Raw genomic sequence first — 19,827 nt, forward strand, 5'->3', positions numbered from 1 at the left:
GCGAGACCTACTATACCCAACCCCGCTCCCTCGCGAGACGCACTGCCGTGTGCCGGTTCTCGGCACCCAGCTTCGTGGCCGCCGAGGACAGGTAGTTGCGCACGGTCCCCTGCGAGAGCGAGGCCCGCTCCGCGATCTCCGCGATCGGCGCCCCGTCCCCCGCCAGCTCCAGCACTTCGGCCTCCCGGGCGGTCAGCGGGGAGTCCCCGGCGCTGATCGCATCGGCCGCCAACTCCGGGTCGACATAACGGCCTCCGGCGTGCACGGTCCGGATCAGCTCGGCCAGCCGCTGCGCCGAGACCGTCTTCGGGGCGAAGGCCCGCACCCCCGCCGCCAGGGCCCGCTTCAGGTGTCCGGGACGTCCGTGACTGGTCACGATCATCGTCCTGCAGTCGGGGAGTTCGGCCCGCAGGGATGTGGCGACACTCACACCGTCCGCCCCCGGCATCTGCAGGTCCAGTACCGCCACGTCCGGGCGGTGCGCCCGCGCCATCGCCAGCGCCTCGGGACCCGAGGCCGCCTCCGCGACGACCAGCAGGTCGTCCTCCAGCGCGAGCAGCGCTGCCAACGCGCCCCGGATCAGATGCTCGTCGTCGGCGAGCAGTACGCGTACGGGGCTCACGCCCGCACCTCCAGTTCTTGCAGTCGTCGGTCCGGGATCTGTGCCAGCAGCCGGAAGCGGCCGTCGCCGACCAGCCCCGCCTGCAGGGTCCCGTCCAGGGCCGCGAGTCGTTCCCGCAGTCCGGCCAGCCCCGAGCCGGGCGGCCCGGCCGGGGCCTCGGGCGCCCCGTCGTTCTCCACCACCAGCGTCACGGAGCCCGCCTCCTCGGCGGTCAGCCGGATCAGGCAGCGGTGCGCGTCCCCGTGTCGCAGGATGTTCGTCGTCGCCTCCCGCACCACCCAGCCGAGGGCCGACTGGACCTCGGCCGGCAGCTCCCGGCCCCGCGCCGCCCGGAAGTCCACGCGGCAGTCCATTCCGGCCGCGCTGAGCACCCCGCGGGCACCCTCCAGCTCCACCGAGAGGTCCGCTTCCCGGTAGCCCCGCACCACGTCCCGTACCTCCCGCTGGGACTCCTGGGCGATCCGCTGCACCTCGATCATCTGCTCCACCGCTTCCGGCCGTTCGCGCCGGGCCAGCTGTATCGCCAGCTCGCTCTTGAGCGCGATCACCGCCAGGTTGCGGCCCATCACGTCGTGCAGGTCGCGGCCGAACCGCAGGCGTTCCTCCGCCACCGCGAGGCGTGCCTGGACCTCGCGGGCCCGGTCGAGCTCGTGGACGGTCCTCAGCAGCCAGGCCGAGAACCCGCTGGTGGCGCTGAAGAACAGGCAGCACAGCAGCACCCCGACGAAGTACCCCAGAGCATGTACGGCCGGCAGGCCCAGGGCGAGTGCGGGCACCCCCGTTCCGGCCGCGGCGACCGGGCCGACGTACCGCATGCTCCGCACCGATCGCATGCAGAGCACCAGCGATCCGGCGGTGAAACAGGTGAGGCCCAGCACGAGCATCGGAGCCAACGCCGGCTCGTCGATCTTTCCGGCCGCCTTCAGGGCGAGGATTCCCAGGACGGCCGTGGCGGTCAGGGAGGCCGTGGTCACCGCCAGCCGGGTGGGGCGTTCGCGCCGCCCCACCACCCAGGTGAGCGCCTTGGAGGAGAGCACCCCGCACAGCACCGCGTGGGCGCACAGCAGCAGGAAGAGCGAGAAGGGCAGTGCCCGGTCGGAGGAGTGCTCGGCGGCGGCCGCCAACGCCGGCATTCCGAACGACGTGATCTCGATGAGCACGAACAGGTGGAACGACCACCGCGTGTACAGCTCGACCTTCCCCGCACTGCTGCGGTTCTTCCACCACCCCGTCAGCTTCGACACGGTTCCCGTCCCCCGACTCGTTCTAGCGACGCGGTTCCCAACGGAACCACCGCTGGACAGCAAACACGCTGATCACGATCCAGGCCAGCGTGCTCAGCCCGGCCCCCAGCAGGTCCCCGCCCTCCGCGCCGCCGCTCCAGCCGGCCCGTACGAGGGTCATCACGCCGCTCAGCGGCAGCAGTTCGCACAGGGAGGCCGCCAGGTCGGGCAGCGAGTCCGTCGGTGCGAACAGCCCCGAGCCGACCATGGTCGCCAGGAACAGCGGCAGCGTGGTGAGGCCCGCGGTCTCCACGGTGCGGGTGAAGGAGCTGGTCACGGCGGACAGCGCGGCGAGCAGCAGGACGCCGGCGAGGACGGCCGCCACGAGCAGCAGCGGGTTCTGCGGCATGCGCACGTCCAGGGCGACCGCCCCGGCGACCGCGAGGACGGCGGTTTGGCCGAGGGCCAGGCAGGCGGCGGGCAGCGCGGTCCCGGCCAGGATCTCCAGGTCCCGGGCCTCGCCGGTGCGCAGCCGCTTGAGGACGAGCTCCTCGCGCCGGGCGACGTAGGCGGAGACCAGGTTCATGTAGACGACGAGGAGCAGCACCATGCCGATCCCGCCGGTCAGGGTGGCCTCGCCGATGGCCTCGGCGCCTTCGACGCCGGTGAGGGAGGAGCGCAGGATGAACACCATCAGCAGGGGCATCAGGAGGGCCACGCCGAGCGTGGCCCGGTTGCGCACCAGCAGGGTGAGTTCGGAGCGGCCGAGTGCGGTGATCCGCCCGGCGTTCAGGGTGAGCGTGTTCATCGGGTCCCCGCCATCGTGTCGTCGTCGCTGCGGTCGCCGGCGTTCCGGCGGTTCTGGGCGATCTCCAGGAAGGCCTCCTCCAGGGAGGCGGACCGGGCGTCGAGCCCGGCCAGTTCCACGTCGTTCTCCCGGGCCCAGCCGAGCAGTTCGGTCAGGTCGTCCTGGAGCCGTTCGGTACGGATCTCCACGCGCCGCCCGAAGGCGGCCGCCCGCAACGACAGCGGTAGCCGTGCGGCGGGCACCCCGTCGGGCAGGGTGAAGTGGATCCGGGCCGGCTGGGTGGCGGTCACCTCGGCCGGAGTGCCGGACAGGACCAGCTCGCCCTCGTGGAGGATCGCGAGGCGGTCCGCGAGCTCCTCGGCCTCTTCCAGGTAGTGCGTGGTCAGCAGCACCGTGGTGCCCTGCTCCCGCAGCTCGCGCACCAGGGCCCAGGTGTCCCGGCGCCCTTCGGGGTCCATGCCGGTGGTGGGCTCGTCCAGGAAGAGCACCTCGGGCCGGCCGAGCAGGGCCAGCGCCAGGTCGAGGCGCCGCCGCTCACCACCGGACAGCTGCTTCACGCGTACGGAGGACCGTGCGGCCAGACCGACCAGCTCCAGCACCTCGGCCGCCGGGCGGGCGCCGGTGGTGACCCCGCCCCACATCCGTACCGTTTCGGTGACCGACAGGTCGGAGGGGAAGCCACCCTCCTGGAGCATGACCCCGGTGCGCGGCCGGACCTCGGCCCGCCGGGTGAGGGGGTCGAGGCCGAAGACGCGGACCTGCCCGCCGCTCGGCGCGGCCAGTCCCTCCAGCAGCTCGACGGTGGAGGTCTTGCCCGCGCCGTTGGTGCCGAGCAGGGCGAAGATCTCGCCCCGCGCCACGGAGAAGGAGACGCCCCGTACGGCCTCGAACCCTCCGGTGTAGCCGCGGCGCAGGTCCCGGGCTTCGATCACGGTGTCAGTCATGACTCAAGCGTCGCGGCGCCCGGACCGGGTCGGCAGTGCGCGCTGTCATGACCGGCGATGACATTTGTCAGGGTGCCCGTGGCCGGAAGCGGGGATAGGGGATATGCGAAGAAGGCCCCGATCGCAATGATCGGGGCCTTCTGCATACAGAGCGGACGACGCGACTCGAACGCGCGACATCCACCTTGGCAAGGTGGTGCTCTACCAACTGAGCTACGTCCGCATGCACTGCACCGCCGCGAGGCGATGCGTGCATCACTCTACCCGATCCACAACAGTGGTCCGGAAGTGATGCAGAGCGGGTGACAGGAATTGCACACTGCGCCTTCCCTCTGGAAGAGGGATGTTCTGCTACTGAACTACACCCGCACGACCTCTGGGGCTTTGACCTGCGGTCTGGCCCCTCGGCGTGATCCACACACTAGCCGATGGATGGGGGTGCATGGCAAATCGACGCTCAGTGGGCCTCGTTGTAGGCCTCGTAGATCTTCTTCGGGATGCGCCCGCGCGGGGGCACCTCGAACTGGTTCGACCGGGCCCAGGCGCGGACGACCGCCGGGTCCGGGGCGACGGCGGTGTGCTTGAAGGCCTTCCCCGAGCGCGACTGGCGACGGCCGGCGGCCACGAAGGGGGCGAGGCCCTTCCGTAGTTTCTTTGCGTTCGCCGCATTGAGGTCGATCTCGTAGGACTTTCCGTCCAGAGCGAACACGACCGTTTCCGTCGCTTCTCCGCCATCGATGTCGTCGGAGAGCGTGACTACTACGCGCTGCGCCACGGATATCGGTCCCTTCGTGCGACGTCGCCACCTGCTGACGTGCGGTGATGTCGCCTGTGTGGATGTTTCGGGGCAATGCAACTTTCATCCGGTATCCGGAGTGATTCCTTTGTACCGCGATTCCCATTGCAATGCGAAGCCCAGTTAATTCGCTCCGCGTGTCCCGCCGCAATGCTGGGTGCGTGGTTTTCCGGCGGATTTTGCGAAGCGTTGGTGAAGCCGAAACGCCCCGGTGATCACGGTCCTGGGATATCTACCCGCGTAGAAATTTCCGCCGGGTACGCTGATGGAACCGCCTTCGCACCAACCACACACGGGAGTGCCCGATGGCACGCGTCGTAGTCGACGTCATGCTCAAGCCGGAGATCCTCGACCCCCAGGGCCAGGCGGTGCAGCGTGCACTGCCGCGCCTGGGATTCGAAGGGATCGCCGACGTCCGCCAGGGGAAGCGCTTCGAGCTCGAGGTGGAGGGACCGGTCGACCAGGCCGCCCTCGACCGCATCCACAAGATGGCCGAAACGTTCCTCGCCAACACCGTCATCGAAGACTTCACCGTGAAGGTCGAGGCCTGACGGTGACCACTCGCATCGGAGTCGTCACGTTCCCCGGAACGCTCGACGACCGTGACTCGCTGCGCGCCGTCCGCCTCGCGGGGGCCGAGCCGGTCTCGCTGTGGCACCGCGACAAGGACCTGCACCAGGTCGACGCGGTCGTCCTCGCGGGCGGCTTCTCCTACGGGGACTACCTGCGCGCCGGGGCCATCTCCCGCTTCTCGCCGGTGATGGAGACCATCATCGAGCAGGCCAAGGGCGGCATGCCCGTCCTGGGCATCTGCAACGGCTTCCAGGTCCTCACCGAGGCCCACCTGCTGCCGGGGGCGATGCTCCGGAACAACCACCTGCACTTCATCTGCCGCGACCAGAAGCTGCGGGTGGAGAACGCGGAGACCGCGTGGACCGGCGACTACACCGCCGGCCAGGAGATCTCCGTACCGCTCAAGAACATGGACGGCCGCTACACCGCCGACGAGCGCACGCTCGACGAACTGGAGGCCGAGGGCCGAGTGGCCTTCCGCTACCTGGACGGCAACCCGAACGGTTCGCTGCGCGACATCGCAGGCATCACCAATGCCGCGGGCAACATCGTCGGCCTCATGCCGCACCCCGAGCACGCGGTCGAGCCGCTGATCGGGACGGGCCGCACCGACGGCCTCCCGTTCTTCACCTCGGTCCTGAAGAAGCTGGTCAGCGCATGAGCCTCGACACCGTCAAGAACGCCACCGAAACCCCGGACGCCTCCCAGCCCTGGAAGGAACTCGGCCTCAAGGAGGACGAGTACGCCCGGATCCGGGAGATCCTCGGCCGCCGCCCCACGGGCGCCGAGCTCGCCATGTACTCGGTCATGTGGTCCGAGCACTGCTCGTACAAGAGCAGCAAGGTCCACCTGAAGCAGTTCGGTGAGAAGGCCCCCCAGAACGACGCCATGCTCGTCGGCATCGGCGAGAACGCCGGCGTCGTCGACGTCGGCCAGGGCTACGCGGTCACCTTCAAGGTCGAGTCGCACAACCACCCGTCGTACATCGAGCCCTACCAGGGCGCGGCCACCGGCATCGGCGGCATCGTCCGCGACATCCTCGCGATGGGCGCCCGCCCGGTCGCGGTCGTGGACCCGCTGCGCTTCGGCGCTGCCGACCACCCCGACACCCGGCGCGTCCTGCCCGGCGTCGTCGCGGGCATCGGCGGCTACGGCAACTGCCTGGGCCTGCCCAACATCGGCGGCGAGGTCGTCTTCGACGCCTGCTACCAGGGCAACCCGCTGGTCAACGCCGGCTGCATCGGCGTGATGAAGCACGAGGACATCCACCTCGCCAAGGCCTCCGGCCCCGGCAACAAGGTCATCCTCTACGGCGCCCGCACCGGCGGCGACGGCATCGGCGGCGTCTCGGTCCTCGCGTCCGAGACCTTCGACGACACCAAGCCCACCAAGCGCCCCGCCGTGCAGGTCGGCGACCCCTTCCAGGAGAAGCTCCTCATCGAGTGCACCCTGGAGATCTTCAAGGAGAAGCTGGTCGCGGGCATCCAGGACCTCGGCGGCGCCGGGCTCTCCTGCGCGACCTCCGAGCTCGCCTCCGCCGGTTCCGGCGGCATGCGGGTCGAGCTGGACACCGTGCCGCTGCGCGACGCGACGCTCTCGCCCGAGGAAATCCTCATGAGCGAGTCGCAGGAGCGCATGTGCGCGATCGTCGAGCCGCAGCACGTCGACCGCTTCATGGAGATCTGCGAGAAGTGGGACGTCATCGCCACCGTCATCGGTGAGGTGACCGAGGGCGAGCGCCTGGAGATCTTCTGGCACGGCGAGCAGATCGTGGACGTGCCCCCGGGCACCGTCGCCCACGAGGGCCCCGTCTACAACCGCCCCTACGCGCGCCCCTCCTGGCAGGACGCGCTCCAGGCGGACGACGCGGGCAAGCTGCCGCGGCCGCAGACCTCCGAGGAGCTGCGCGCGCAGGTCCTGGCCCTGGTCTCGTCCCCGAACCAGGCGTCCAAGTCGTGGGTGACCGACCAGTACGACCGCTTCGTACAGGGCAACACGGTGCTCTCCCAGCCCGAGGACGCCGGCATGGTCCGCATCGACGAGGAGTCCAACCTCGGCGTCGCCATGGCCACCGACGGCAACGGCCGCTTCGCCAAGCTCGACCCGTACACGGGCGCGCAGCTGGCGCTGGCGGAGTCGTACCGCAACGTGGCGGCGACCGGCGCCAAGCCGCTGGCCATCTCCGACTGCCTGAACTTCGGTTCCCCCGAGGACCCGGACGTCATGTGGCAGTTCGCCGAGGCCTGCCGCGGTCTGGCGGACGGCTGCCTGGAGCTGGGCACCCCGGTGACCGGCGGCAACGTCTCGCTCTACAACCAGACGGGCGACACCGCGATCCACCCGACCCCGGTCGTGGCGGTCCTCGGTGTGATCGACGACGTCAACCGCCGTACGCCGATGGCCTTCAAGGAGGCCGGCCAGCTGCTGTACCTGCTGGGCGACACGGCCGAGGAGTTCGGCGGTTCGGCCTGGTCGCAGGTCGTCCACGACCACCTCGGCGGCATGCCGCCGAAGGTGGACCTGGGCCGCGAGAAGCTGCTCGCCGAGATCCTGATCTCGGCCTCGCGCGACGGCATGATCGACGCCGCGCACGACCTGTCCGACGGCGGCGTGATCCAGGCGCTCACCGAGTCCTGCCTGCGCGGCGGCAACGGTGCCCGGATCGTGGTGCCCGAGGGCCTGGACGCCTTCACCTTCCTGTTCTCCGAGTCCGCGGGCCGGGCCATCGTGGCCGTCCCGCGCAGCGAGGAGCTCCGCTTCACCGACATGTGCGGTGCGCGCGGCCTGCCGGTCGCCCGCATCGGTGTGGTGGACGGCGAGGAGATCGAGGTCCAGGGCGAGTTCACCCTCCCCCTGGCCGAGCTCCGCGAGGCCCACGAGACGACCATCCCGGCGCTGCTGGCCTGATCCCCGGCGACAGCCCTGTCGAAGCCCCGCACGGAGTGCCGTGCGGGGCTTCGGCGTGGGGGCCGGCGGGGGAAGCGGCCGTAGCGATTCCGTAGCCCGTAAACCCCTTCTGACCTGCGAGATCCCGCCCGCATACTGACGCCGTGAGCGACAAGGTGAAGTACCTGCCGGAAGCCGCGATACCTGACGGAGGCGTTCCCGTCTGGCGCACCGAGGACGCCGAGCGGTGGCGGAAGGCGGCCGTACCGGCCGTGTTCGGGCCGGTCTTCGGCGCGTGGGCGCTGGTCCTGCCGGTGTTCGTCGCGATCGTCCTGCTGGGGTGGAGCGATCCGCAGGTTCCGGACCGCGGTACCTCCTGGGACGGATACCCGGCCGCCGTCCTGTTGGTCGGCCTGCCCCTTTGGTACCGGATGATCCCGGCCGCGACCGTCCTGGCCACCCCCGCCCTGGCCGGGTACACGCTGTTCGAGCTGGCCGGTCTGCCCGCGTCGGACGGTCCGGGCCGGGTCGGGTCCTGGCTGGTCGTCGCCTTGTGCGGCGCGGCCTTCACGGGGGCGCTGCTGCGGCTGCGGGCCCGCCGCGCGCAGTGCGCCCTCGCGCTCGCCGCCGCCGGGGACGGCCGCCGGGAACTCCCCGACGAACTGCCCCGGCGCCACCGCCGCCGCGGCCTGCCGATGATCCTGACCGGCGGCGGGCTCTGCCTCGCCGCGGCCGCCCTGCTCTGGTGGGCCCTGGCCCGGGACCTCGGCGCGGACCCGGAGCACCCGTACGACGCCACGGGACAGCAGGTCCTGGCCCTCTTGCTGCTGGTGCCCGCGACGGCGCTGCTCGGCCGGGGCGTCGGCGCCCGCCGCGCCGCCCGGCGCCTGCACGCCGGACCGCAGCCCGCCCTCCGCGTCGGGATCCGGGGCGACTCCCTCACGTACAGCTGGCTGTACGCGGACGTCCGGGACACGTCCGGGAAGCCCCTGATCGCCTTCCGTGACGACGTGGAGAACACTGTCAGGCACGTACGGACCCTGCTCGGCGGTTCCGAGGAGCGGCTCCGCACCGAGCACCACGACGTCAACTGGTTCTGCGAGCCGTTCGAGGCCGTCCTGTACTCCGCGCCCTTCGAGGGCGCGGAGGTCGTCCTGGAGTACGCGGCGTACTACGGCAACACCCGGATCACCACCAGCGTGCTGGCCGTACCGCTGCACCCGCGCCGCCGGCACGGCCTCAACCCGTGGCGCGCGGCCGGGCGCTCGGCCGTCCTGAAGGAACGGAAGGAGCGGGCGGCGCACCGGGCCAAGGCAGCCGAGAGCGGTTCCGGCACCTCCGGCTGCGGGACCTCCTCCAGCGGCTGCGGTAGCAGCAGCAGTTGCGGCAGCAGTTGTGGAAGCAGCTGCGGCGGCGGCTGCGGCGGCGGCGACTGATCCGGCAGACTCGCCGCATGGCATCCAGGACCCGCACCCGAACGTACGACCCCGCGAAGATCCGCGCGGCCGTCACCGCACAGTTCGCGCACGTCGTCGGGGCCGTGGCGGACCTCGGACCCGAACAGCTCGCCCGGCCCAGCGGGCTCGGGGACTGGACCGTGGCCGAACTCGCCGGGCACATCGCCTGGATCGCCGACTCGCTGGCGGGGGGCCTGGCCCGCCCGCCCGCCGCCGTCGCGGAGCTGTCGGCGGTCGAGTGGCCCTTCGCCACCGCCTCCCTCGCCGGGAAGATCTCCGAGGCGGCCCGGGAGACCCTGACCGGGGCCCCGCTGCCCGAGCTGTACGACCGGGCGGCCGCCCGGATGGCGCAGGCGCTCGCGGCGAATCCGGGCGACCGCGTGCTGGACCTGTGGATCGGCGACATGACCCTGGCCGACTTCCTGGTCACCCGGACCGTGGAACTGGTGGTCCACACCGACGACCTGAACCGGGCCGCCGGACTGGACGTCCCGATCGACCGGCAGGCGCTGGCCGCCTGCACCCGGCTGCTCGCCGACGCCCTGGCCCTCAAGGCCCCGGGCGGCTCCGTCGAGGTCCGCGTCCCGCCCTTCGCGGTGGTCCAGTGCGTCGAGGGCCCGCGGCACACCCGCGGCACCCCGCCGAACGTGGTGGAGACCGACCCGCTGACCTGGATCCGGCTCGCCACCGGCCGTACGGGCTGGGCCACCGCCGTCGACGAGGCCCACGTACGGGCCAGTGGCGAGCGGGCCGATCTGTCGGCGCTGCTCCCGCTGATGAGCTGAGGAGAAGAACCATGGTGGAACCACTGCACCACCCGGTCCGTCCCAGGGACATGCCCACCTTCCGGCACGTCCCCGCCCCCACGGCCCTGGCCCTCGTCCTCGTCCTCGCGCTCGCCCTGGCCGGCTGCGGCCGGGCCGAGGACGGCCGCAGCGCCCGGCTGCCCGACCCGGTGGGTTCCTGGGCCGTCGAGTCCCTGACCACGGGTGGCCGCACCCTGCACGCGCCCGAGACCGCCCACCTCGACATCGGCCGGAACCAGGTCAAGGGCAACTACGGCTGCAACGGCTTCACCGCGGTGGCGGCCTTCGCCGGTTCCTCCGCGGTGACCGTCACGCCCGGCGCCTCGACCACCATGGCCTGCGCGGACATGGAGTTCGAGACGGCCTTCGCCAAGCTGTTCCAGGGCAAGTTGACGATCGACCGGGGTCCCGACCGGCTCACCCTGAAGACCGCCGACGGGAGCACCATCGCCATGACGTCGGCGCCCGCGGTCACGGACGCCCCGCTCACCACGACCGAGTGGACCGTGGAGTCCCTGGTCAGCGGTGGGACCGCGGCCTCCCTGCCCGGCGAGGCGGCCGGGAAGGCACGGTTCACCATCGCCCCGGACCTCGCCGTGAGCGGCAACCTCGGCTGCAACCGGTTCAGCGCCCGGGCCACCGTCGACGGCTCCACGGTCACCTTCGGGCCGCTGACCTCGACCAAGATGGCCTGCGAGGGACCGGTGGGCGAGGTGGAGCGGACGCTGACCGAGCTGTTCGGCAGCGGCCCGCTCACCGCGAAGATCGAGGGCCGGACCCTCACCCTCACCGCACCCGACGGCAAGGGCCTGACCGCGAAGGCGGCCTCCGCCGCCGAGTGACCCCGACGGCGGTCAGCCCGGGTAGGGCAGCAGCCCGGCGTCCACCTTCTCCCAGGCCGCCCGCAGCTGCGCCAGCCGGGCCGGCTCCGCGGCGGCCTTGTCGGCCTGCTCGCGGACGTCCCCGGACAGGTTGAACAGCTGGTCCTTGCCCGCCTTGCCGCGGTAGTACTTCCAGTCCCCGCGGCGCAGCGCCCGCTCGCCCCGGACCCGCCAGAACAGGTCCCGCTCGGCCACCTTCTCGCCGCGCAGCAGGTACCCGGCCAGGCTCACCCCGTCCAGCGGGTGGGCCCGGTCGGGCCGCGCCCCGGCCAGCTCCAGCAGCGTCGCCGTCCAGTCCGGGCTGAACACCGGGACGTGGCTGACCTGCCCGCCGTCCAGCCGGGCGGGCCAGCGCGCGATGTTGGGCACCCGGATCCCGCCCTCCTGGAGGGAGGCCTTGTTGCCGGACAGCGGCCAGTTGTACGAGAAGCGCTCGCCGCCGTTGTCGCTGGAGAAGACCACGAGGGTGTCCTCCTCCTGGCCGGAACGCTTCAGCGCCGCCAGCACCTTGCCGATCGAGCGGTCGAGGTCCTCGACCATCTCCTTGTACTTCTCGACCGAGCCGCCGTCCTGGTGCCACAGGGCGCGCCCGTCGCCCGCCTTGATCCGTCGGACGATCTCGGCGCTCTGCTCGGTGTCCCCGTCGGCGATCCACGGCCAGTGCGGGGTGGTGAAGTTGAGGTTCAGCAGCCACGGCTTGCCGTGGTGGTCGCGGGAGACGTACTCGCTCGCCCGCTCGGTGATGATCCGGGTGTAGTAGCGCAGGTCCTTGTACTCGGCGTCGCCCTCGTACAGGTCGTACTCACCGCCCAGGCCCAGCTTGGAGTAGTACTCCAGGGCGCCGCCGAAGTTGCCGAAGAACTCGTCCCAGCCGGACCTGGTCGGGCTGTAGTCGGGCAGGTAGCCCGCGTGCCACTTGCCGATCAACGCGGTGGAGTAGCCCGCGGACTTCAGCAGCGAGGCCAGCGTCGGGTGCGTGGGGTCCAGGCCGACCGACTTGTCGGCGATCGGCTCGGCCAGTCCGCCCGTGGTTCGGCCCGGGTAGCGCCCGGTGTAGAGGCTGAACCGGGTCGGCGAGCAGGTCGCGGAGCCCGAGTAGGCGTCCGTGAACCGGACGCCCTGGCGGGCGAGGCGGTCCAGGTTCGGGGTCTTGATGTGCGGGGAGCCGTACGAGGAGAGGTCGGCCCAGCCCAGGTCGTCGCCGAGGACGAACAGGATGTTCGGCCGGCGGGACGGCCGGGGCCGCCCGGCCCGGAACTCCCGCTCCTGCGGCAGGTTCTGCCCGTCCCCGGCGGCCGGGGAGGCGGCGGCCGGGGCGGCGCCCAGTCCCACCGCCGCGGCGGCCGCGCTCACGCCGACCGCACCGCCGAAGGCGCGCCGGGACAGGTTGGGTTCGTACGAGGTCACGGGTACTCCAAGGCACGGCCCGTCGGCCCGCCCCGGGCGGCGCGGGACGGCGCGCGGCACGGCAGGGCGGGCTTCGGGCAGGGATCAGGAAAAGAAAAGAACGGAAAGCGGCGTGTGACTACGCAGAACAGCGACAGATGGCGCTCGCGACACGGACAAGGTCCACGTGCCGGCGCTCGACGAGGGTGACGGTACGGTCACCGAGAGGCTGCATGGGGCGAGAGCCTGTACGAATGCCCATGCGCCTGTCAACAAGGGCATTCCGGATACCGAGACGGAATGGATCGGTCACCCTCTGTGCTGTGACATTTCCCGGCCGTCCCCAATTCGGACCAGTGGTCGATCTCGCCTACACTCGGGAGCGTGCCTCGTGGTGATGGACGACTCAACCACGACCTGCTCCCCGGCGAAAAGGGCCCCCAGGACGCTTGCGGCGTCTTCGGTGTCTGGGCTCCGGGTGAAGAGGTCGCCAAGCTCACCTACTTCGGACTGTATGCCCTGCAGCACCGTGGACAAGAGTCCGCGGGAATCGCTGTGAGCAACGGTTCCCAGATCCTCGTCTTCAAGGACATGGGCCTCGTTTCCCAAGTCTTCGACGAAACCTCTCTCGGCTCGCTCCAAGGTCATATCGCGGTCGGTCACGCCCGCTATTCGACCACCGGGGCCTCCGTCTGGGAGAACGCCCAGCCGACCTTCCGTGCGACCGCCCACGGCTCCATTGCCCTGGGTCACAACGGCAACCTGGTGAACACCGCCGAGCTTGCCGAGATGGTCGCCGACCTCCCCCGTCAGGACGGCCGTGCCACCCAGGTGGCCGCCACCAATGACACCGACCTGGTCACCGCCCTGCTCGCCGGTCAGACCGACGACGAGGGCAAGCCCCTGACCATCGAGGAGTCGGCCGCCAAGGTCCTGCCTCAGGTCAAGGGCGCCTTCTCCCTCGTCTTCATGGACGAGGGGACCCTCTACACCGCCCGTGACCCGCAGGGCATCCGCCCGCTGGTCCTCGGCCGCCTGGAGCGCGGCTGGGTGGTCGCGAGCGAGACCGCCGCCCTCGACATCTGCGGCGCCAGCTTCGTCCGCGAGGTCGAGCCGGGCGAGCTCATCGCGATCGACGAGAACGGTCTGCGCACCTCTCGATTCGCGGAAGCGAAGCCCAAGGGCTGTGTCTTCGAGTACGTCTACCTGGCGCGCCCGGACACCGACATCGCCGGCCGGAACGTCTACCTCTCGCGTGTCGAGATGGGCCGGCGCCTGGCCAAGGAAGCCCCGGTCGACGCCGATCTGGTGATAGCGACGCCGGAATCCGGCACGCCCGCCGCCGTCGGGTACGCCGAAGCCAGCGGGATTCCGTACGGATCCGGCCTGGTCAAGAACGCCTACGTGGGTCGGACCTTCATCCAGCCCTCGCAGACGATCCGCCAGCTCGGCATCCGGCTCAAGCTCAACCCCCTCAAGGAAGTCATCCGGGGCAAGCGCCTGGTGGTCGTCGACGACTCGATCGTCCGCGGCAACACCCAGCGCGCCCTGGTCAAGATGCTCCGCGAGGCCGGCGCGGCGGAGGTCCACATCCGGATCTCCTCGCCGCCGGTGAAGTGGCCGTGCTTCTTCGGCATCGACTTCGCCACCCGGGCCGAGCTGATCGCCAACGGCATGACGGTCGACGAGATCGCCACCTCCCTGGGCGCGGACTCGCTCTCGTACATCTCGCTCGACGCGATGGTCGAGGCGACCACGATCCAGAAGCCCAACCTCTGCCGTGCCTGCTTCGACGGCGAGTACCCGATGGAGCTGCCCGACCCGCAGCTCCTGGGCAAGCAGCTGCTGGAGTCCGAGCTCGCGGGCGGCACGGACGCCGCCGACGCGCTCCGCCGCCCGTAGCCCTGGCTCAACCTGCGCCGGGCCCTGTCTTTGAGGCTTCTCCCAGGGCCCGGCACCACACGCAGTAACGACACGAAAGCTCTCTCCTGTCATGACAGAGAAGACCACCGGTGCCAGCTACGCAGCCGCAGGCGTGGACATCGAAGCGGGCGACCGCGCCGTCGAGCTGATGAAGGAGTGGGTGAAGAAGACGCAGCGCCCCGAGGTCCTCGGCGGCCTCGGCGGCTTCGCCGGCCTCTTCGACGCCTCCGCCCTCAAGCGCTACGAGCGCCCGCTGCTCGCCTCGGCCACCGACGGCGTCGGCACCAAGGTGGACATCGCCCGCCAGCTCGGCGTGTACGACACCATCGGCCACGACCTGGTGGCGATGGTCATGGACGACATCGTCGTCTGTGGTGCCGAGCCGCTCTTCATGACCGACTACATCTGCGTCGGCAAGGTGCACCCCGAGCGTGTCGCGGCGATCGTCAAGGGCATCGCCGAGGGCTGTGTCCTCGCCGGATGCGCCCTGGTGGGCGGCGAGACCGCAGAGCACCCCGGCCTGCTGGGTCCGGACGACTTCGACGTGGCCGGTGCCGGAACGGGCGTCGTCGAGTACGACCGCCTGCTCGGCGCGGATCGCATCCGTACGGGTGACGCCGTCATCGCGATGGCGTCGTCCGGCCTTCACTCGAACGGGTACTCGCTGGTCCGCCACGTCCTCTTCGAGCGCGCCAAGATGTCGCTGGAGCAGCACGTGGAGGAGCTCGGCCGCACGCTCGGCGAGGAGCTCCTGGAGCCCACCAAGATCTACTCGCTGGACTGCATGGCCCTCACCCGTACGGCCGAGGTGCACGCCTACTCGCACATCACCGGCGGTGGCCTCGCGGCGAACCTGGCCCGGGTCATCCCGGACCACCTGCACGCCACGGTCGACCGTTCGACCTGGGCGCCCGGCGCCATCTTCGACCTGGTCGGCAAGGCCGGTCAGGTGGAGCAGCTGGAGCTGGAGAAGACCCTGAACATGGGCGTCGGCATGATGGCCGTCGTTCCGCAGGAGTCGGTGGACGTGGCGCTGACCGCGCTGGCCGACCGGGGTGTCGACGCATGGGTCGCCGGAGAGATCCTGGACCGCGGCGACCACACCGAAGGCGCGACCATGACCGGTTCCTACGCGAGCTGAGCAGCACTGAAACCCGGCCCGGGGCGATGCCCTGGACCGGGTTTCAGCTTTTTGTCTGTCGTGCAGACGCCTCAGGGCGTCAAGCGCCGCGACGCTGTGACGACGGCCCGGACTCTTCGTCCTCGTCGTCGTCATCCGTGTTGTAGAGGTCCGCGTACCGAGCGTACGGGTCGTCCTCGTCCAGCTCGTCGTCGTCTACCTCGACCGGCTCGCTGACAGGCAGCGGTTCTACGGTCGATGCGCCCAGCTCGTTGGCCAGACGCGAGAGGTCAGTCCCGCCGCTGCTGTACTTCAGCTGGCGGGCGACCTTCGTCTGCTTGGCCTTTGCCCGGCCGCGCCCCATGGCTCGACCCCCTCGGTGACGGGGCTCGACGGCCCCAGAGTCTGACACGCGTTCATGGTTCGGAGCGGGCTCTCCGTGGAGAGACCGTCCGTAGGGGTTTAACGGTACCTGCTTCCGCGGCCATACGGTACGCCGCCCGCATGACGCGCCCCGGTGCAGAACCAACAAGGCGCCCCGTCCTCGCTGGTCAGCTGCGATTTTAACCTTTTCCTGGCGGGCGACCCGCCGAAGTGCAGTGAGTTCCGTCTCGCCGCACCCCGGCGGGCGCACCCGGAAGCCCCGGGAAGGGCCTAGACGGCGCGCGCGGCGCGGCCGTCGGCCATCCGCTGTTCGGCGATCCGGTCGGCCGCAGCGGCCGGCGGAATGCCGTCCGCCTTCGCGCGAGCAAAGATCTCCAGGGTGGTGTCGAAGATCTTCGTGGCCTTGGCCTTGCAGCGGTCGAAGTCGAAGCCGCGCAGCTCGTCGGCGACCTGGATGACACCGCCCGCGTTGACCACGTAGTCGGGCGCGTAGAGGATCCCGCGGTCCGAGAGGTCCTTCTCGATGCCCGGGTGGGCGAGCTGGTTGTTCGCCGCGCCGCAGACGATCGTCGCGGTGAGCGCCGGGACGGTGTCGTCGTTCAGGGCGCCGCCGAGCGCGCACGGGGCGTAGATGTCCAGGCCCTCGGTGCGGATCAGCGCGTCCGTGTCGGCGACGGCGGTGACCTTGCCCGGGTGCTTGTCGAGGATCCGGCGGACGGACTCTTCCCGTACGTCCGTGATCACGACCTCGGCGCCGTCCTCCAGCAGGTGCTCGACCAGGTAGTGGCCGACCTTGCCGACACCGGCCACGCCGACCTTGCGGCCGCGCAGGGTCGGGTCGCCCCACAGGTGCTGGGCGCTGGCGCGCATGCCCTGGAAGACGCCGAAGGCGGTGAGGACCGAGGAGTCGCCCGCGCCGCCGTTCTCGGGGGAGCGGCCGGTCGCCCAGCGGGTCTCGCGGGCCACGACGTCCATGTCGGCCACGTAGGTGCCGACGTCGCAGGCGGTCACGTAGCGGCCGCCGAGGGATTCCACGAACCGGCCGTAGGCCTGGAGCAGTTCCTCGCTCTTGATGACGTCCGGGTCACCGATGATCACGGCCTTGCCGCCGCCGAGGTCGAGACCGGCGAGGGCGTTCTTGTACGACATGCCGCGCGAGAGGTTCAGCGCGTCGAGGACGGCCTCCTCGTCGGAGGCGTACGCGTGGAAGCGCGTACCGCCGAGGGCGGGGCCCAGGGCGGTGGAGTGGATGGCGATGACGGCCTTCAGGCCGGTGGCGCGGTCCTGGCACAGCACGACTTGCTCGTGGCCGCCCTGCTCCGTACGGAACAGGGTGTGCAGGACGCCGTCGGTCATTTCGGTCACGGTGGTGACTCCCATGGAAGAGATGCGGCGGAAAGACGCCCGCCCTGCGGGTGGGGGAGGGCGTGCTGGGAGCAGAGTAAGACCTGGGGGCCGCCCGTAGGTGACCTGTCCGAGGATCGAAACACTCCCGTGGTCTGCGGGTGCGGGGGCGCTCCGGAGGTGAACCGGACCCTGCGGAAGGGCAGTACGAGAGCGTGAGCGAATCCTCCGATCTCCCGCTGCCGTCCGCGCGCTCGGCGCCGACCGTCCCGTACGCCTCCTACCTGCGCGTCTACGAGCCCCTGGCGGCCTTCGCCGAGCCGGAGCGCACGCACTGGGCCGACTACGCCCGGCGCGGGGCGACCCCGACCGCCCAGGACGAACTGCGCCGGTCGCTGTCGGACTTGGTGCGGGTCCCGCTGCTGGGGGTGCCGTCGCACGAGAGCGCGGACGCCTTCACCGCGGTGGTCGACGGGGTGCTGCTGGTCTGCCCCTGGCGCACCCGGCTCCGCGGCTGGCTGGCCCTCCAGGAACTCGTCGAGTGGTTCCCGCGCCCGGTGCTGGACGCCGCGCTCCCGCCGGGAGCGCGCCGCCGGGCGGCCGAGGAGTACGAGCGCTGGCGCGAACGGAACCCGGACGCGCGCCCCTGGATCCGTACGGGGGTGTGGCAGGTGCCGCTGCGCTGGTTCGTGTTGGTGGCGGACGAGGAGCGGGACCACGTGCCGGGCGAGCGCCTGCGCTACCGCACGCCGATGGTCCAGGCCCGGCGGCGGCTCGCCCGCGCGCTGCGGACCCTGCGGGACGCGGAGGGGTACGGGATGCTCGCCGACGGACTGGTGGAGGTGGGGAGCTGGCTGGAGGAGTTCCACCCGCGCTCGATGGTCGAGCTGGACTACGGGGGGCTGCTGCACGCGCTGCCGGCGGACCGGCTGGCGGCCGACCGCTCGGCCGGGGACCTCGCGGCGGGCATCGCGGCCCTGCGGGCCGGGGACGTGGAGGGCGCGACCGAGGTCTACGAGGAGTTGGCGGAGCGGTGGCGGGCGGTCCGCGAGCGGCTTTTCGCGAATTAGGCCGAAAGGTGCCTGTGTGGCTGGTTTCACCCAAGAGGGGGCAGTGCGTATCGTCCGGTATCGGTCGATCGGTCAATACTGGCTGATCAGAGGCCTGATCATGGCATTTAGGACGTAGTGCCAGGACCTTCGTCCCGATACGGGCCATTGGCCCAAGCGTGACGGACCGCACTAACTACACCCTTGCGCCCTTCCCCTACCCTCGTGCCAAAATAGGACAAGGAGTCCGGGGAGGGTTCCTTCCGCCCAACTAAGGGCGGAATGCTCGGCATTGCACTCTACGGGGGGTCTGACGACTCCTGATCGCTCTGTGACTGATCGTCACAGTGGGGTGACTGTCCGTTATAGGGCGGTCCATCGGCTTCCGCCGCTGATGAACACCTCGGAGGGCAATTCCGTCGGTTTGGCCGTCGAGGCTGGACGGATGGTGTAGTTGTAGTGCCGAGGACAAGCCGTTCGTCCTATAACCGACTCGGCCCGCGTATGTCCATTTCGGGCAACGCGGGCCAAGGTGCAGAATTTAGAGGAAAGAACCGAGATGGTTCGGTTCTCCCGAGGAGGCCGCTCATGACCGCTCGCACCCCTGATGCCGAGCCGCTGCTGACCCCGGCTGAGGTTGCCACGATGTTCCGCGTGGACCCGAAGACGGTCACCCGCTGGGCCAAGGCTGGCAAGCTCACGTCCATCCGCACCCTGGGTGGACACCGCCGGTACCGCGAGGCCGAGGTTCGCGCACTGCTCGCGGGAATTCCGCAGCAGCGCAGCGAGGCCTGAGGTCGCGTAAACACCCCGCTTTAACGGGTTTATGTCGGGTCCCCCAATCCGATGAAACCCACATAGCTTCATACGGCCGGACCTGCCCCAACAGGTTCAAGGTCGTCCGATCGCGCTGGACTCCGCCGGGTCCAGCGCGATCTTTTTATGCCCAGGTCAGGGCGGTCTTGAGCGCGCACGGGGACACCGGCGGGATAGGTGCCATTGCACATATTCTATCGAGCAGGCGTATGGGTGCGATAAAAGTATGAGTCTCAAAAACTCATCCGGTGACTCCCGTCACAGATGATCACTCTTGTATATCCGGTATTGCACCCCGTAAAGGGGACCCGCCTCGCGAGGCGCCTCACGCGAACGGGGGATTCCGGGTGACGGTCGGCCTCGGAAGGTCCCGGAAGGCGGTTCGGAGGGGCAGCGAAGGGGCCGGGTCCGGTTCGGAGGGGCCGCGGAGGGAACGGGGCGGTCCGGGGTGGGTCGGAGGGGAGCGGGCCGCGCCCGCGGACGCCCCGCAGGGGCGGCGGACGTGACCCGGAGGTGTTCACGGGCACCGCGGGCGCCCCACGGCCCCCAGGCGACCTCCAAGGCCGTCTGGGCGGTGCCACCCGCCAACGCGTCAGGGCCCGTATCCCCAGAGGGATACGGGCCCTGACGTTTCTGCGAACCTGACGGGACTTGAACCCGCGACCTCCACCTTGACAGGGTGGCGAGCTAACCAACTGCTCCACAGGTCCTTGATTTGCGGCCGCTCGGCGGCTGCGAATCAGACTGTACCGCAGCTCAGGGGGTGCAGTCGAACCGGACCGCGGAGCCGGTCACGGAGCCGGTCGGGG

The 19,827-nt window shown here is 70.6% G+C and carries 19 protein-coding genes and 3 tRNA genes; 10 read left to right on the forward strand and 12 right to left on the reverse strand.

Annotated elements, in window-relative coordinates:
• Positions 1-10: 10 nt before the first annotated feature.
• From OG386_RS23435 to OG386_RS23465, 7 genes are all read right to left on the reverse strand, one after another.
• Positions 11-622: a response regulator transcription factor gene (locus OG386_RS23435; protein ID WP_046777520.1), complete on the reverse strand. Its 612-nt coding sequence runs from the start codon at positions 620-622 to the stop codon at positions 11-13.
• Positions 619-1,866, reverse strand: coding sequence for a sensor histidine kinase (locus tag OG386_RS23440; protein ID WP_328789753.1), 1,248 nt, complete (start codon positions 1,864-1,866; stop codon positions 619-621). Before OG386_RS23440 ends, OG386_RS23435 begins: the two co-directional genes overlap by 4 nt.
• 22 nt (positions 1,867-1,888) lie before the next feature.
• Positions 1,889-2,653: an ABC transporter permease gene (locus tag OG386_RS23445; RefSeq protein WP_328789754.1), complete on the reverse strand. Its 765-nt coding sequence runs from the start codon at positions 2,651-2,653 to the stop codon at positions 1,889-1,891.
• A complete protein-coding gene (locus OG386_RS23450) occupies positions 2,650-3,597 on the reverse strand; it encodes an ABC transporter ATP-binding protein (RefSeq protein WP_328789755.1) in 948 nt (315 codons plus the stop codon). The genes OG386_RS23445 and OG386_RS23450 overlap by 4 nt, the downstream gene beginning before the upstream one ends.
• A 150-nt stretch (positions 3,598-3,747) precedes the next feature.
• Positions 3,748-3,820: transfer RNA gene (locus OG386_RS23455), tRNA-Gly, on the reverse strand.
• A 74-nt stretch (positions 3,821-3,894) separates the two neighbouring features.
• A tRNA-Gly gene (locus OG386_RS23460) sits at positions 3,895-3,966 on the reverse strand.
• 88 nt (positions 3,967-4,054) lie between these two features.
• Entirely contained in the window at positions 4,055-4,372 is a 318-nt protein-coding gene (locus OG386_RS23465; protein WP_328789756.1) for a histone-like nucleoid-structuring protein Lsr2, read from the reverse strand.
• A 326-nt stretch (positions 4,373-4,698) separates the two neighbouring features.
• Here OG386_RS23465 and purS point away from each other — a divergent pair, with 326 nt between their 5' ends.
• The 6 genes from purS (at position 4,699) to OG386_RS23495 (ending at position 10,957) form a co-directional block, all read left to right on the forward strand.
• Positions 4,699-4,944 (forward strand): phosphoribosylformylglycinamidine synthase subunit PurS, encoded by a 246-nt coding sequence (gene purS, locus OG386_RS23470; protein WP_030009438.1) that lies wholly within the window; start codon positions 4,699-4,701, stop codon positions 4,942-4,944.
• 2 nt (positions 4,945-4,946) lie between these two features.
• The gene (gene purQ / locus OG386_RS23475) at positions 4,947-5,627 is read left to right on the forward strand and encodes a phosphoribosylformylglycinamidine synthase subunit PurQ (protein WP_266594917.1); all 681 of its coding nucleotides are present in this window, start codon (positions 4,947-4,949) and stop codon (positions 5,625-5,627) included.
• Complete coding sequence (gene purL, locus OG386_RS23480) at positions 5,624-7,873, forward strand: phosphoribosylformylglycinamidine synthase subunit PurL (protein WP_328789757.1); 2,250 nt, start codon at positions 5,624-5,626, stop codon at positions 7,871-7,873. The genes purQ and purL overlap by 4 nt, the downstream gene beginning before the upstream one ends.
• A 143-nt stretch (positions 7,874-8,016) precedes the next feature.
• A complete protein-coding gene (locus OG386_RS23485; protein WP_328789758.1) occupies positions 8,017-9,288 on the forward strand; it encodes a hypothetical protein in 1,272 nt (423 codons plus the stop codon).
• A 17-nt stretch (positions 9,289-9,305) separates the two neighbouring features.
• Positions 9,306-10,094 carry a maleylpyruvate isomerase family mycothiol-dependent enzyme gene (locus tag OG386_RS23490; protein WP_328789759.1) on the forward strand — a complete coding sequence of 263 codons (789 nt, stop codon included), beginning with the start codon at positions 9,306-9,308 and terminating at the stop codon, positions 10,092-10,094.
• Positions 10,095-10,105: 11 nt separating this feature from the next.
• On the forward strand, positions 10,106-10,957 hold the full coding sequence (locus OG386_RS23495) for an META domain-containing protein (protein ID WP_328789760.1): 852 nt from the start codon (positions 10,106-10,108) through the stop codon (positions 10,955-10,957).
• 12 nt (positions 10,958-10,969) lie between these two features.
• Here the strand turns inward: OG386_RS23495 and OG386_RS23500 are convergent, their stop codons facing one another.
• A complete protein-coding gene (locus OG386_RS23500) occupies positions 10,970-12,403 on the reverse strand; it encodes a sulfatase-like hydrolase/transferase (protein WP_328789761.1) in 1,434 nt (477 codons plus the stop codon).
• A 118-nt stretch (positions 12,404-12,521) separates the two neighbouring features.
• The gene (locus OG386_RS46965) at positions 12,522-12,644 is read right to left on the reverse strand and encodes a putative leader peptide (protein WP_351150916.1); all 123 of its coding nucleotides are present in this window, start codon (positions 12,642-12,644) and stop codon (positions 12,522-12,524) included.
• Between the two features lie 122 nt (positions 12,645-12,766).
• Between OG386_RS46965 and purF the strand changes: the two genes are divergently transcribed.
• Entirely contained in the window at positions 12,767-14,284 is a 1,518-nt protein-coding gene (gene purF / locus OG386_RS23505) for an amidophosphoribosyltransferase (protein WP_030009390.1), read from the forward strand.
• Positions 14,285-14,375: 91 nt separating this feature from the next.
• A complete protein-coding gene (gene purM / locus OG386_RS23510; RefSeq protein ID WP_327384511.1) occupies positions 14,376-15,446 on the forward strand; it encodes a phosphoribosylformylglycinamidine cyclo-ligase in 1,071 nt (356 codons plus the stop codon).
• A gap of 79 nt (positions 15,447-15,525) precedes the next feature.
• Here purM and OG386_RS23515 read toward each other — a convergent pair whose 3' ends face one another.
• Both OG386_RS23515 and OG386_RS23520 read right to left on the reverse strand, forming a co-directional pair.
• The gene (locus OG386_RS23515; RefSeq protein WP_150261950.1) at positions 15,526-15,789 is read right to left on the reverse strand and encodes a DUF3073 domain-containing protein; all 264 of its coding nucleotides are present in this window, start codon (positions 15,787-15,789) and stop codon (positions 15,526-15,528) included.
• A 290-nt stretch (positions 15,790-16,079) separates the two neighbouring features.
• Positions 16,080-17,174 (reverse strand): Leu/Phe/Val dehydrogenase, encoded by a 1,095-nt coding sequence (locus OG386_RS23520; RefSeq protein ID WP_328789762.1) that lies wholly within the window; start codon positions 17,172-17,174, stop codon positions 16,080-16,082.
• A gap of 194 nt (positions 17,175-17,368) precedes the next feature.
• On the opposite strand from OG386_RS23520, the gene OG386_RS23525 reads away from it, so the two are divergent.
• Together OG386_RS23525 and bldC are read left to right on the forward strand one after the other, a co-directional pair.
• Entirely contained in the window at positions 17,369-18,223 is an 855-nt protein-coding gene (locus OG386_RS23525) for a hypothetical protein (protein WP_328789763.1), read from the forward strand.
• A gap of 567 nt (positions 18,224-18,790) precedes the next feature.
• Positions 18,791-18,997, forward strand: coding sequence for a developmental transcriptional regulator BldC (gene bldC, locus OG386_RS23530; protein ID WP_003949541.1), 207 nt, complete (start codon positions 18,791-18,793; stop codon positions 18,995-18,997).
• 657 nt (positions 18,998-19,654) lie between these two features.
• Here bldC and OG386_RS23535 read toward each other — a convergent pair.
• A tRNA-Asp gene (locus tag OG386_RS23535) sits at positions 19,655-19,728 on the reverse strand.
• Between the last annotated feature and the right edge of the window lie 99 nt (positions 19,729-19,827).

The sequence above is a fragment of the Streptomyces sp. NBC_00273 genome (assembly GCF_036178145.1).
Classification (GTDB): domain Bacteria; phylum Actinomycetota; class Actinomycetes; order Streptomycetales; family Streptomycetaceae; genus Streptomyces.

What these genes read in the sequence shown, in the direction of transcription:
- OG386_RS23450 (WP_328789755.1), bottom strand. Translation starts at nt 3,597, where the DNA reads ATGACTGACACCGTGATCGAAGCCCGGGACCTGCGCCGCGGCTACACC.
- OG386_RS46965 (WP_351150916.1), bottom strand. Translation starts at nt 12,644, where the DNA reads ATGGGCATTCGTACAGGCTCTCGCCCCATGCAGCCTCTCGGTGACCGT.
- OG386_RS23445 (WP_328789754.1), bottom strand. Translation starts at nt 2,653, where the DNA reads ATGAACACGCTCACCCTGAACGCCGGGCGGATCACCGCACTCGGCCGC.
- purS (WP_030009438.1), top strand. Translation starts at nt 4,699, where the DNA reads ATGGCACGCGTCGTAGTCGACGTCATGCTCAAGCCGGAGATCCTCGAC.
- bldC (WP_003949541.1), top strand. Translation starts at nt 18,791, where the DNA reads ATGACCGCTCGCACCCCTGATGCCGAGCCGCTGCTGACCCCGGCTGAG.
- OG386_RS23495 (WP_328789760.1), top strand. Translation starts at nt 10,106, where the DNA reads ATGGTGGAACCACTGCACCACCCGGTCCGTCCCAGGGACATGCCCACC.
- OG386_RS23490 (WP_328789759.1), top strand. Translation starts at nt 9,306, where the DNA reads ATGGCATCCAGGACCCGCACCCGAACGTACGACCCCGCGAAGATCCGC.
- OG386_RS23515 (WP_150261950.1), bottom strand. Translation starts at nt 15,789, where the DNA reads ATGGGGCGCGGCCGGGCAAAGGCCAAGCAGACGAAGGTCGCCCGCCAG.
- purM (WP_327384511.1), top strand. Translation starts at nt 14,376, where the DNA reads ATGACAGAGAAGACCACCGGTGCCAGCTACGCAGCCGCAGGCGTGGAC.
- purL (WP_328789757.1), top strand. Translation starts at nt 5,624, where the DNA reads ATGAGCCTCGACACCGTCAAGAACGCCACCGAAACCCCGGACGCCTCC.